Source organism: Collinsella sp. wc0529, from assembly GCF_046116875.1.
In the GTDB taxonomy this organism is placed as follows: Bacteria; Actinomycetota; Coriobacteriia; order Coriobacteriales; family Coriobacteriaceae; genus Collinsella.
In genome coordinates this window covers 527,209-540,651 of the sequence record NZ_JBJXBO010000001.1, presented here as the reverse complement: position 1 = coordinate 540,651, position 13,443 = coordinate 527,209, and the positions used below count along the sequence as shown (strand labels likewise).

The window sequence follows — 13,443 nt, the reverse complement described above, 5'->3', positions numbered from 1 at the left end:
ACACAACTGGTGTGTCCATCCTCGCAGTATCCGGTTCTCAAGGTGCACGCCTGCGCTGGTTCCCGGTCCGACCGGGCCGCGCGGCAAGGAGATATATTGCCAGACCGGAGGGGCGCCGTGGGCGGGAATCGCGCACTCCATATTTTGTTCACAAATAAATAGGTCCCTCAGTCGCATCACTGAGGTTAAAACTGAAGCATTGGCTTCTGATATTGACGATGACCAGCTGTTTTATGTGTATTGAGACATCGGTCATCTCTGGAGCGCTACTTTACTCCAAAGGCATCAGTTATTTGTTTCCCATCGGTAAAAGGCGGGTTTTGTTCGCCAAGCGTTCTTATATATAGCTAGATACGGGTTCGAACCCGTGCACCGGCAACAAAAAAGCGACCAACCGGAGTTGGTCGCTTTCTATTCCATGGTGGGCCGTCAGGGGTTCAGCCTGCTTCGCAGGCGGCCGCTGCGGCGCTTTCGCGCCTTGCGCGCTGCGCTGGCAAACGCTCACGCGTTTACTCAGCTCCGCGCCCCGACGGGTTCGAACCCATGAAAGGGCGACAAAAAAGACGGCCAACCGAAGTTGACCGCCTCAACAATCTTTGGGTGGGCCGTCAGGGGTTCGAACCCTGGACCTTGGGATTAAAAGTCCCCTGCTCTGCCAGCTGAGCTAACGGCCCGCGGGTGGCATTGTACCACGGTCTGGGACTATTCCCAACTCCATTGGCCGTTCTGGAAAATCACAACTTCACGTCCATCAGGCGTAATGCCCGTAATATCGATGTCGTCCGTGCCGATCATAAAATCGACGTGCGTGCTCGAGACGTTAACGCCATGCTCCAGGAGCTCCTCCTTGGACATGTCATACCCACCCTCGATGCATTCGGGGAAACCTACACCTAGCGCGAGATGGCAGCTAGCGTTCTCGTCATAGAGCGTATCGTAGAACAGAACACCACTTTCGCGGATCGGCGTGTTCTTGGAGATGAGCGCGACCTCGCCCAGATGAGCGGCACCTTCGTCGGTGTCAATGATGCTCGCGAGCGTTGCCTTGCCCACACGGGCGTCGTAGTCCACCACGCGGCCTCCCTCAAACTTAATCCAAAAATCGTCGACCTTATTGCCGTGGTGGATGAGCGGCATGGCAGAATACACGATACCGTCGGCGCGCATGCGATCGGGCGAGGTGAAGACTTCCTCGGTGGGAATGTTGGGGAAGAAGGGGTGTCCATCGGGCGTCTTGCCCTTGCCGCCGGCCCACTCGTGACCCTTCGTCATGCCAATCGTCAAATCGGTTCCATTTGCCGCGGTGTAGTGCAGGTAGTCGAAACGATTGTCGTTCAGGAAGCGCAGGTTCTTTTCGAATGCGGCGTCATGGAGTTCCCAGTCGCTCTCCGGGTCCTGGCCATCGGCGCGCGCGGTGTGCAGAATCGCATTCCACAGCTTATAGATTGCAACCTCATCGGCGTCTCCTGGGAACACCTCTTGCGCCCAAGCCACGACCGGAGCGCCGGCGATGCACCACGGATTGATGTTGTAATCCAGTCCACGGCGGAAAACTTTGCACTGCGTATTCCTCGCCTTTGATGCCGCGGCCGGCTTGGCTGGATCGATGCCCTTGAGGGCCGCAGGATCCGCACCCTCGATAAAGACAAAGCAGGCACCATCCTGGGCCAAGGAATCCAGCTGCATGCGCTTCCACTCGGGCGTCTGCTCAAAATAGCTTTTCTCGACATGCTCGTACGTGAGCCTCGTCACGGCATCATCGGCCCAAATGACCGTCACGTGGCCGGCGGCGGCAGCATAGGCCTCCGCGACCACCACGCGCGCAAACGGCGCGCACTCGACCGGAGACTGAACGACGACCTCCTGGCCGGGCTTGACGTTTACGCCCTTGCGGACGACCAGGCGCGCGTAGTTTTTAATCTTGGGCTCCAGGGCCTTCATGCCCTCCAGAGCCTCTTCGACCGTCAGGGCAGCTCGAATCATGTGCCACTCCATCTATCTATAGAACAGTAAAAAGGCGCGCCGCAAAAACGACGCGCCTTATATCTTAGCGATAAGTATGTATGCAAACGCTACTTCTTCTTGGAGTCCTTCTGGTCCTCCTCGGCAGCCGCGCGCTCAATAAGAGCGTTGAGCTTGTTCTCGGACATGCCCTCGGCCTGCGCGCGGTACATGTTGCGCAAGGGACGAATACGAGCGAAGTCGTAGATAAAGTCACCTAGGATGATGACATAGGACAAAACGATGCCGACCATCTGGACAGGGCTGGACACCATGCCAGCGGGAGCGAAGTACAGCGAGGCCCAAATTGCCACGACGAGCACCATGCCAATGGCGAGCACAATCCACCAGATGCGACGGCGCTTGGTGTAGTCCTCGTCCTGCTTGAGGAGGATATTCGACACCGTATAGATGCGGTCCTCCTTGGCGCGCTGCTTGGCCTTGCGGGCGCGCTTCTCCTCTTTAGAGAGGCCCTCGAGGTTCTCGCCCTTCTCGAGCTCTTTGCGGCGTGCCTTAGACGAAGCCGGCACGACGCGAACGGAGCTCGCTGCTTGGCGGGCGGGCTTAGCAGATGCGGCAGACTTGCGCGCAACCCCGGTAACTTCGTGGGATTGCGTGCGCTTGTTCGTGGCGCTACGGGTACTCACTTATGCGTTCTCCTTCATGCTTGTGAACTGGGAGCCGGTGATGATCTGGAAGGCCTCGCGATAGCGCTCGGACGTGCCATCGATGACCTCGGCGGGCAGGTGCGGGGTCTCCCCCGTCATATCCCAGTTGGCCTTGAGCCAATTGCGGACGAATTGCTTGTCGTAGCTAGGCTGGATCTTGCCCTCCTCGTAGCTGGCAGCAGGCCAGAAACGGCTGGAGTCGGGCGTGAGGCACTCGTCGATCAGCGTGACCTTGCCATCAATAACACCAAACTCGAACTTGGTGTCGGCAATGATGATGCCACGGGTCGCGGCGTACTCGGCAGCGGCCTTGTAGATCTTGAGGGAAAGGTCACGAATCTGCGTGGCGATGTCCTCGCCCACGATCTCGCAGCAACGCTCGAACGAGATGTTCTCGTCGTGGTCACCGATCTCGGCCTTCGTGGACGGCGTGAACAACGGCTCGGGAAGCTTGGAAGCCTCGGTCAGGCCCTCAGGCAGCTGGATGCCGCAGACGGTGCCGTTCTCGTCGTAGGTCTTCTTGCCCGAACCGGTCAGATAGCCGCGGACGATGCACTCGATAGGAATCGTCTGGGCCTTCTTAACCAGCATGGCGCGGCCAGCGAGGTAGTCACGATACTCAGCAAACTCCTCGGGGAAATCCGCCGGGTCGATGGAAACGAGATGGTTGGGGACGATGTCGGCAAACTTATCGAACCAGAATGCCGAGATGCGATTGAGCACCTCTCCCTTAAACGGAATCTCGTCGGGAAGAATGAAGTCGAACGCAGAAATGCGGTCGGTGGCGACCATCAGCAGGTTTTCACCGGCATCGTAAATATCACGAACCTTGCCACGGGAATCCGGACGACGCTCCATCGTTGTCACGTGAGTCACTCCTTACCTAAATACGACAGAAATGCGGGTTCTTTCCCGCATGTTTTCGCAAACTCGGAGCGGCAGGGACGCGGCCCCTCCTTCACCGAATAGCGAAAAGCTAGTGCTCCATTGTAGTAGATGCCGCGTCTGCCGTGTGCTCGCGGGGCAGATGAATTGTAAAAGTCGTACCCTTTCCAAGCTCCGACTCCACGGATATGTAGCCATGGTGACGCTCGACAATCTGCTTGGTCACGGCGAGGCCGACGCCCAGGCCGCCAGCTTCGCGGGCGCGGCTGGCATCGGCGCGCCAAAACCGCCCGAAAATGCGCGACAGATCGTCCTTGGCAATACCGATGCCGGTATCAGAAACGGCAATGCTGACGTGCCTGCGGTCACTGAGCACCGACACCACGACCCAACCGCCCTCGGGGGTGTAGCGCATGGCGTTGCTCATGAGGTTGATAACACATTGCGTGATCATGTCGGGATCTGCCTCGACAACGTCATCGTGGCCCTGCGTCTCATCTGCAAAGCGCAAACGCAGGTCACGGTCGGCAAACAGGCGCTCCTGGCCATTCACAATCGATCGCACGAACGGAACCATGTCCACCGGTTCTAGATTGAGCGGAGCCGTGCTGTTTTCCATACGCGACAGGTCGAGCATCTGCTGCACCAGACGAGCCAGGCGACGCGTCTCGGAAGCAACGGTCTCCAAATGCTCATCGTCGGTGGGATACACGCCATCCTGCATGGCCTCGACCGTTGCGAGCATGGCCATAAGCGGCGTGCGAAGCTCGTGTGCAACGTCTGAGGTCAGGCGCTTCTCGTGTTTCATATCCTTCTCGAGCGAAGTGGCCATCTCATCGAAGGTCTCACCCAGCTGATCGATCTCGTCATCACCGCGCAGTCCCGTGCGAGCCGACAGGTCGCCGTCACGGATTTGCTTTGCGGTACTGGTGATGCGATGAATCGGCTTGGTGAGCATGCGCGACACGAGCGATCCGATAACGACCGAAATGCAGATTGCAACAACCGCGGCGAGGGCCATGGCGTTAAAGGTCTTCTCCCTAAACGCAGAGTCCGCCTTGGTGAGCAGAGCGTCGGAGCCGATGGCCCACAGCTTTACCTGTCCGACATGCTCGCCGGAAGACGTTACAATCTCGACGTTAGCAACGCTATCGGAGTCGGTTGGAGCAGACGAGACCGGGCTATGCGATGCCCTCTTGCCGCTCGTGTCGTCGGTCGTAGCCTGGTTTTCGCGTACATCGGCGGTCGCGCTTGCCGAGGGCCAGGAATCGTCATAAACGATCACGCCCTTTTTATTGACGACCTGCATGCCCAGATCGTCGGAAACCAAACTCGACGTTGCGACCGTGCGCAGTTCTCCCGCGGTCCAAGAGCCGTTTTCCTCATATGAGGTCGCCAACTTCTCGGCAGCGGAATTTGCGATTTCGACGATATTGGAGCGTGTGTAATCCGAAAAGACCGTGCCCCACACAACAGAGACAACGCCCACCAGCACCAATACCGTCATGAGCGATGTCAGAGCAAAAGCAAGTGCCATGCGCGAGGGATAGCTCATCGTTGGCCGTGAATCGGAACGAGGCGTGTTCCAACTAGCCTTGGAACCCGCCTCGCTCTCCTGCTTGTGCTTTTGTCCGATTTCAAAGCGCGCAGGTGTCATATGTGATTTCCCTATTTCTCGTCCGACTTATCGGTCTTAGCCGGAGCCTCGAAGCGATAGCCGACACCATGGACGGTGTAGAGCCACTTGGGCTTCTTGGGATCATCGCCCAGCTTGGCGCGAAGGTTCTTCACGTGGCTATCGATGGTGCGCTCATAGCCCTCAAAGTCATACCCAAGCACCTTCTCGACCAGCTCCATACGGTTGTAGACACGGCCGGGATGACGAGCAAGTGTGGTGAGCAGCTTGAACTCGGAAGCCGTCAGATCGACTTCCTTGCCCTCGACCAAGATCTTGTGGCCCGAAATATCGATGACCAGATCGCCGAAGTCGAGCACCTCGACGGCGGGCTCGTCGGCCTGGTGGGCACGGCGGAACAGAGCGCGAACGCGGGCGACGAGCTCGCGCGGCGAGAACGGCTTAATCAGATAGTCGTCGGCGCCGAGCTCAAGACCGATAATACGGTCCTCGATCTCGCCCTTAGCCGTCAGCATGATGATGGGGACATCCGAGGTATCGCGAATGGTGCGGCAAACACGCTCGCCGGGAATCTTGGGGAGCATAAGATCGAGCACGACCAGGTCGAACTGATGCTTCTCGAACTCCTCGATCGCGGACTGGCCGTCGCCGACGCCCACAACCCAGTAGCCTTCGCGCTCGAGATAGGCAGCGACGGCGTCACGGATTGCCTTCTCATCCTCGACCAGCAGAATCTTTTTTGCATCTGAAGCCATAACACGGCCCCCCCTGTCTCAATTAGCTAAGAACAAGCCCATTTTAACGCACCTGAGCCCGCCAGATGCCGCTATGACGCGGCAGCTCGGCGGGCGGTACTCACAATTACAACGCGCTTATTCCCCTGTTGGCGCCTTTTTAACCCCTCTAAGCTTAAAGAGAGAACAGGCGTGCAGTGACCGTCTCTGGTATACCCTGGCTGTTGCGCACCGTGGCGTACGTAAGGAATGAGTCCGATTTTCCCGCCGTAGCTGGATAATCGCCATACTCCAAAGCGCGGTCGGGCGACAGCAGCGAGCCATAGGTCTTGGCAGAGGTGTCGATCAGGAAATGCGACGCCTGTACCTTAACAAGGTATTTATTCTTCTTGCCAGCCGCACATGCGAGCGGCTCGCGTGACAGGAAGAGGTACGGCCCTCCCTCATTACCGATATACGTGCCCATATTGCCCAGGCTGCCCACGCCACTATAGGCCGCCTCGATAGAAAACACGAAGGTATCGCCCATATATACGGCCTCGAAAGGCGAAACTGACGAAGGGAGGACCAGCTGGGCACGCTTGGTGTTGTTGCCGTCGGTCAGATCGATTGCCGTTATGCCGTAGTAGACGCCCTCGTCGTTGCGGACACGCGGCGAGATGGTCAAAATGCCGTCGCTCGCGCGCGGGGCCGATGCAAAGCGGCCCGTCGATTTCCAAATTGCCTCGGCCTTGGATTCATCAAGCGAGCGACGATAGCAAAACGAATCACTACTCGTTTTATTGCCGCCTGCCGAAGGCATTTTATACCAGATGACTGATGACCCGAACGCCGTGAACAGGGGCGGATCATAGTCCTTGCCACCTCGATCGAGCTCAACCACATCGCCAGAGAGCGAAGCGCCCGACAGATTTTGAGCGTAGAGCTTCCACGATGAATTGGCAAAGTTCATCTCAACCCACGCGAATACGCCGTCGCCGGCACGGACATCGTAGAATGCATATCCCGTGCCCTCGATAGGATCCTCGATTAATGTGGTAAGCGAGCCATCGCCCAGGTTGAGCACACCGAGTGTGTTGGCGTGCAGTGCCGATGCGGGCGCCATCATCGCCGCGGCGTAATCGCCGTCGCAGTAGTACAGCAGCGTACCCAGCGGCAGCGTCCACGACGCCGCCGGCTCAAGATCGATGTCGACTGCCTCGTACTCATCCGTAATCGAGATGATCTTGGAATCGTCCTTGATAACCTGCGGCTCGCCGGCGGCATCATCGCTGGTACCCGTTTTTTTCGAGCATCCGGCAAGCACCGTGGCAGCGCCCGCGGCAGCCCCACCGAGTACAAAGCCGCGACGCGATATTCCGTTCTTGATGTGATCGGCGATACCCATTAGGCGATCTCGGCGCGAGCGGCCTCGATAGCGCGCGTAAGCTGGTCGGCGCAGGAGGTCTTTTTCATACCGCAGGTATTACCGGCGAGAACCTCGATTACGCGATCGGCAGGAGCGCCCTCGACCAGCTTGGAGATTGCCTTGAGATTGCCGTCGCAGCCACCGGTAAACTCAACGCCCATCACCTTGTTGCCGTCATCGGAAAGGTCAAGGTGAATATTGCGAGCACACACGCCCTGAGGCTTGTAATCAAACGAAATCATGCGATCCCCTCTCAGAATGTTATTCGAGACGACTATTATCCCCGTCTTTCCCTAAATGCAACGAGGCGCTTCGCCGGCAACACACATTACCAGCAAAGCGCCCTAAAAAGCTAACGTTATGCCCGAACCTACTCGAAGCTCAACTGCTCCAGACGATCAAAGACCGTGTCGATACGGGTGAGGAAGTCCCACGGATCAAAAATCTCGTCGAGCTTCTCCTGACTGACGGTGCAGCGCGGGTCGGCCTCGAGACGCTCCTTAAAGGTGGGGCCGGAGACACAATCCTGTACCTCGTGCCAGGTTGCCATGGCGTTCTCCTGCACAATGGCGTACGCGTCCTCGCGGGTGATGCCCGTGTCGACGAGGGCGAGCAGCACCTTGGAGGAGAAGATGAGGCCACGGGTCTTATTGAGGTTGGCCATCATGCGGGCAGGGTACAGCTGCAGGCCGTCGATAACGCGGATGAGGCACTGGAACATGTGGTCGAGCGCGATGAAACTATCGGCCTGGGCGACGCGCTCGGCAGAGGAGTGCGAAATGTCACGCTCGTGCCACAGGGCGACGTTGTCGAAGGCAACCTGCGCGTTGGCCTTCACGACGCGCGACAGGCCGCAGACCTTCTCCATGGTGATGGGGTTGCGCTTGTGCGGCATGGCGGAGCTGCCCTTTTGACCCTTACGGAACGGCTCCTCGGCCTCGAGCGTATCAGTCTTCTGCAGATTGCGGACCTCGGTAGCGATGCGCTCGCAGGTGGCTGCGGTGGTGGCGAGAACGCCGGCGAGATAGGCGTGATGGTCGCGGCTGATAACCTGTGTGGACAGCGGGTCGTGAACCAGGCCCAGGTGCTCGCAGACATACTCCTCGACGAACGGCTCGATGGAGCTGTACGTGCCGACAGCGCCCGAGATGGCACCAAAGGCAACATTCTTGCGGGCGTCCTCAAGACGATCCAGATCGCGCTTGAGCTCCCAGGCCCAAGAGCCAAACTTCATGCCGAAGGTCATCGGCTCGGCGTGGATGCCATGAGTGCGGCCGGCACAGAGCGTGTTGCGCTCCTCAAAGGCGCGACGCTTGCAAATCTCGCCGAGCTTCTTGACGTCCTCGATGATCAGGTCGCAGGCCTGGGTGAGCTGGTAGCACAGGGCCGTGTCGCCCAGATCCGAGCTGGTCATGCCATAGTGAACCCAGCGGCTGGGCTTGGGGTCGCCCTCGGGAACATCGGCATCGATGTATTCCTTCATGTTGGTCAGGAAGGCAATGACGTCGTGGCGCGTGACTTCCTCGATCTCATCGACCTTCGCCTTCTCAAAGTTGGCATGGTCGCGGATCCACTGGGCCTCGTCTTTGGAAATACCGATCTTGCCGAGCTCCGCCTGGGCCTCGCAGGCCAGAACCTCGATCTCCTGCCAAATGGCGTACTTGTTCTCGAGGGAGAAGATGTGTCCCATCTCCGGGCGGGTATAGCGATCGATCATAGCGGCTCCTTTTTGGTTATTGGCACGTTGGTCGTAACCCATCCATTGTACCGTGCGCAGGTGCAAGTATGGGCAGCAGGCATTAACCTAACATTTTGGAATTGGAGCGGGCAACGGGACATCCGCGTATTTGCTTCGCAAATCCGCACCGGCTTCAGGCGCCTGTCGGCGCCTTCGCCTGCTCGCTACAAACGCTTCACATTTGCTTAACGCTCGCACCCTGTCGGGTTCGAGTCCCGGCGCTTTGTTGAAAAAAGCACGGCACCGAAACGGTGTCGTGCTTTTACTTTTTTGGAGCGGGCAACGGGACTCGAACCCGCGAGTGTCAGCTTGGGAAGCTGATGCCTTACCACTTGGCGATGCCCGCATATGTGGGGGATAGTATAACGCGGTTGTCTTGTTCGACACAAGGGTGGCGATGCTTGTTTTAGCTGTGGAGATTCGTTTGAAAATCGCGTCAATTGTGGAGACGAGGACCTTTGGCTTCCTGTTCCCCTTATCTTTTACCTGCGCTTTTGCTTGATTGTTGTATTTGAGCTCAATTTGTCAGGAATTGGGCAAGCTTTTGGTCAGGCTCCGGTACTTACCCGCATGAACCTCGGGGGTAGCCTCATCCTACGCGTCGCAGCCTCCCCGTGCGACGCACGAGGGATAAGGAGCAGCCATGTCCAACGCACCCACGCACTCTGTCCACAGCGCAATCGCAACAGGTCCGCTGCTCCTGCTCCTCTTCCTGCTTTTCGGCTGCCTGGCACCGGGAGCCGCATTTGCCGTCGATGGCTACGACCAGCTCGGCTTCCGCACTATTAGCGATGATTGTGGACCCTTCTTCATCGGCAAGTATGAAGCTCAAGACGCCTCGATTGCCTACTGCATGAACCAGGAGCGCCCCGGCCCCACCAAACCGGGCGGCCCATGGCTCAACTTTGATCAAGGCTGGGTGTGGCTCGACGACGAGTTCGCGGCAATCGTTTGTCACGGATATCCCACCACCACGTCGTTTGGCGGTTACCATCTTTCACCCGATCGCGCCCGCGCCGCCACCCAGCTTGCCGTATGGATGCTCAACGGCACTACCCATGTCGACGGCACCTACTCCTACACGACCGCTCAGGGTAAAACCAAGAGCGGACACTTTACCGCCGACAATGAAGTCGTGACGGCTGCGCGGTGGCTCCACGACAGCGCAAAATCAGGAAGCATCAAAGCCGCTCCGCACCGCGCGCGACGCTATCTAGGGGCCGTATCGGGCGGCAGCAAACGTCAAGACATGCTCTATGTACTGCCGGCGGTCTCTGTTTCCTTCCAAAAGCAGTCTGCGAACACCGTTATTACCAGCGGAAACAATACCTATCAGTTTACCGGGGCAACATTCGATATTTTTGAGAGCGGCAGCGGCGCGCGTGTCGGCACCATCAAGATGGACAGCAACGGTCGAGCGCAAGCAACACTTCTGCCCAACACGGCATACTACCTAGTTGAAACGAAGGCGCCGACCGGCTATGTCCCCCGCCACGATCGTATTGCCTTTACCACGGGGAATGACGGCGGGCAGGTCGCCATCGATGAACAACCCGGCACCATCAACCTGCGTATCGTAAAACTCGATGCCGCAACGAATGCCGGCCCCCAGGTGGGATCTTCACTCGCAGGAGCAGAGTTCACGTGTGTGTCGCAATCAACCCCTGGATGGTCGCAAATTCTCACGACTGACGAAAGCGGTCGGGCTACCCTCGCCGATGTCCCCTTAGGAACCTTTACCATCTACGAATCAAAAGCCCCCGAGGGCTACCTACCATCCAACGACAGCTGGACCTATACCGTTGGAGCCGATCAGCTCGGCGATTCAGACGTGGTCGAGATCGAATCTCGCGTTTCCGATATCCCCATTGCGTTTAACCTTGAGATTTCCAAATTCAAGGATTACGGCAATAGCGACCAATCCGGTCTGGAGCAGCCGGCGGGTGGTGTTATCTTTGAGGTTGTCAGCAACAGCTCTCAGCAGGTTGTTGGCACACTGACCACAAACATCTATGGCTTTGCCTCCACCAAAGATCAGCCCGAAGCATGGTTCGGCACAGGCAAACGACCCGCCGGTGTCCACGGAGCCGTCCCATACGACCGTGCCGGCTACACGGTTCGCGAGGTTCCGGAAACCGTCCCCGAGGGTTTTAAACGTGCAGGGGAATGGACCGTCGGGGCCAATCAGATTTCCGACAGCGCCGAGCTTCAATATATCGTGGACAACCACGCTCTGTCGACGCATCTCCAGATTGTAAAACGCGATGCCCAAACAGGCGCTTCTGTTCCCCTAGCCGGATTCACCTTCCAACTCCTCGACAGCAATCACGAACCTGTCTCACAAACTTGCTGGTATCCAGCACATAACGTAATGGACACCTTTACGACTGACGCGACCGGCACCGTCACACTGCCCGAATCGCTCGTGCCGGGCACCTATTATGTACGCGAAACCTCGGCCAAAGAGCCCTATCTTGTCGGCGAAGAGATCGAGGTAAACATACCCGCCGACATGAACCTAACGCCCGTTGCAATCGCCTCGTATTATGACCACGCCGCGACCGGAAACATCAGGATCGTTAAAACCGATGCCATAGACGGCAGCAGCCTCGCGGGCGCCGTCTTTGAGATCCGCGCCTCGGGTGATATCGTGCGCCCCGACGGTAGCATTGCCGCGCTCGACGGTGAGACTGTCGCTACCGTCACGACGGATGAAACTGGAGAAGCACGCGCGGACAACCTCCCACTGGAATCTGGCACCGCACGCTACGAGGTTGTCGAGACTCAAGCGCCGGCAGGCTTCTTGCTCGATCAGACAACCCATATTGTCGACCTTACTTATGCCGACCAGAAAACACCCGTTGTAGAAGCACGGCTTAACGTATCCGACGATTACACCAAGGTTGATATCTCCAAGGTCGATGCAAGCGGTGAGCAGGAAGTGGAAGGCGCACAGCTCACCTTATATGGTCCCGATAAAACCGAAATAGACTCCTGGACCTCATCCGACAAGCCACACCGCGTCGAACATCTTGCACCCGGCACCTACTCGTTGCGCGAAATGATGTCTCCGCGGACCTATGACCTTGCCGAGGAGATAACGTTTGAAATAAAGGATACGGGAGAAGTCCAATCCGTCGCGATGAAGGATGCGCCCATCGAGATCAAGGGGCAGGTCGACAAGCGTCAGGAAGTTGTCCAACCTATCGAAAAGGGCCTGTTGGCTAACGGCGATGGTAAAAACCGTGCCGCGATGCAAACCAATACGGATGGGCTTTTCTCCTATACCATCGACGCTCGAAACGATTCAACTACCTGGGTTGATGAGTTCACAATTACCGATGATCTTGAGTGCGCCAAAGACGGCACAGCGAGATTCGTCTCAATCGAAACCCCCGTCGCCATCGGCGACCTCAACGGTCTGTGCAACGTGTGGTATCGCACGACGCCGTTGGACTCGACAGACGTCGATGAGCCGGCAAACGCGACACTTGACGATGGGCACGAAAATCCTTGGCTTGAGTCCGACGAAGTAAGGGAAAGTCTGGGTGAGGATTGCCGCCTCGTCGATTACGACGGCTGGCACCTCTGGAAGGCGGATGTCTCGACCACGGAATCCACCACACTCGAGGCGAAAGAACTCGACCTTGCGTCCAATACCGTCGTAACGGGCATTCGCATTGAATACGGTGCGGTAGCCGCCGACTTTACGACTCGAAGCGATGCGGATTCTTGGACCCGCGATGATCTCAAAGATGAGCACGACGACCTTGACGATGCCAAAGCAATCCTTGGCACAGACGCTCGGGGCGCAGTCGTGCACATGCAGGCAACGTCGGCTTATACGCCCCAAACCGTACTCACCAACAGCGCGCGCGTCGATCTTTGCCGCAACGGCGGCGGCGATAAACTTGAGTCACATGACGAGGACCGTGTCATTCAACGCTGTACCCTACCGCAGGACCTACCGGCAACAGGATCAGTTCCCATCGCCGCTTGCATCACCGCGCTCCTGACCTCGGGTGCCGCAGCCCTATGGTTCGCTCGCCTTAGGTCGATCCCAAAGAAGCGCTAGCGCGATGAAAAAGCGGGCGAGCCAGTCCCCCGGCTCGCCCGCTTTCAATCATGTAAATCGCCGTATCTACTCTGCAGACGAAGATCCACCATCAACGATTGCCTGATCGGACTCAGGAATCCCATCGGCACCCGTACTCTGTTCTTGCTCCACCTCTTCGCTGATTGCGGAGGCGGGGGTCGAGCCCTTTGCACCCACGATGTAGGCAGCCCCAAATCCTAACGCAATGGCAATCAAGGTCAAAATCACGTAGACAGGCCAATGGCGCTTAATATACGAAAACACGTTGACTCCTTAG

General features: G+C 57.8%; 10 protein-coding genes and 2 tRNA genes. 1 reads left to right on the top strand and 11 read right to left on the bottom strand.

Annotated features, from left to right (window positions below; translation table 11 throughout):
* Positions 1-601: 601 nt before the first annotated feature.
* The 10 genes from ACKUTP_RS02270 to ACKUTP_RS02225 all read right to left on the bottom strand — a co-directional run bounded on the left by ACKUTP_RS02270 (position 602) and on the right by ACKUTP_RS02225 (position 9,416).
* A tRNA-Lys gene (locus ACKUTP_RS02270) sits at positions 602-674 on the bottom strand.
* Between the two features lie 28 nt (positions 675-702).
* Positions 703-1,983 carry an aminopeptidase gene (locus ACKUTP_RS02265; protein ID WP_409063458.1) on the bottom strand — a complete coding sequence of 427 codons (1,281 nt, stop codon included), beginning with the start codon at positions 1,981-1,983 and terminating at the stop codon, positions 703-705.
* An 89-nt stretch (positions 1,984-2,072) separates the two neighbouring features.
* Entirely contained in the window at positions 2,073-2,648 is a 576-nt protein-coding gene (locus ACKUTP_RS02260; protein WP_035136480.1) for a hypothetical protein, read from the bottom strand.
* Complete coding sequence (locus ACKUTP_RS02255) at positions 2,649-3,527, bottom strand: phosphoribosylaminoimidazolesuccinocarboxamide synthase (protein ID WP_035136481.1); 879 nt, start codon at positions 3,525-3,527, stop codon at positions 2,649-2,651.
* 118 nt (positions 3,528-3,645) lie between these two features.
* Positions 3,646-5,211 carry an ATP-binding protein gene (locus tag ACKUTP_RS02250; protein WP_035136482.1) on the bottom strand — a complete coding sequence of 522 codons (1,566 nt, stop codon included), beginning with the start codon at positions 5,209-5,211 and terminating at the stop codon, positions 3,646-3,648.
* An 11-nt stretch (positions 5,212-5,222) separates the two neighbouring features.
* The gene (locus tag ACKUTP_RS02245; protein WP_006236208.1) at positions 5,223-5,945 is read right to left on the bottom strand and encodes a response regulator transcription factor; all 723 of its coding nucleotides are present in this window, start codon (positions 5,943-5,945) and stop codon (positions 5,223-5,225) included.
* A gap of 154 nt (positions 5,946-6,099) precedes the next feature.
* Positions 6,100-7,311, bottom strand: coding sequence for a twin-arginine translocation signal domain-containing protein (locus ACKUTP_RS02240; protein WP_195544100.1), 1,212 nt, complete (start codon positions 7,309-7,311; stop codon positions 6,100-6,102).
* Positions 7,311-7,574, bottom strand: coding sequence for a TIGR03905 family TSCPD domain-containing protein (locus ACKUTP_RS02235; RefSeq protein ID WP_117848466.1), 264 nt, complete (start codon positions 7,572-7,574; stop codon positions 7,311-7,313). The genes ACKUTP_RS02240 and ACKUTP_RS02235 overlap by 1 nt, the downstream gene beginning before the upstream one ends.
* 128 nt (positions 7,575-7,702) lie before the next feature.
* Positions 7,703-9,049, bottom strand: a complete 1,347-nt coding sequence (gene purB / locus ACKUTP_RS02230; protein ID WP_022093797.1) for an adenylosuccinate lyase — start codon at positions 9,047-9,049, stop codon at positions 7,703-7,705.
* Positions 9,050-9,341: 292 nt separating this feature from the next.
* Positions 9,342-9,416, bottom strand: a tRNA-Gly gene (locus ACKUTP_RS02225).
* Positions 9,417-9,713: 297 nt separating this feature from the next.
* Between ACKUTP_RS02225 and ACKUTP_RS02220 the strand changes: the two genes are divergently transcribed.
* Entirely contained in the window at positions 9,714-13,145 is a 3,432-nt protein-coding gene (locus ACKUTP_RS02220; RefSeq protein ID WP_409063457.1) for a SpaA isopeptide-forming pilin-related protein, read from the top strand.
* Positions 13,146-13,211: 66 nt separating this feature from the next.
* Here the strand turns inward: ACKUTP_RS02220 and ACKUTP_RS02215 are convergent, their stop codons facing one another.
* Positions 13,212-13,430: a hypothetical protein gene (locus ACKUTP_RS02215; RefSeq protein ID WP_409063456.1), complete on the bottom strand. Its 219-nt coding sequence runs from the start codon at positions 13,428-13,430 to the stop codon at positions 13,212-13,214.
* Positions 13,431-13,443: the final 13 nt, after the last annotated feature.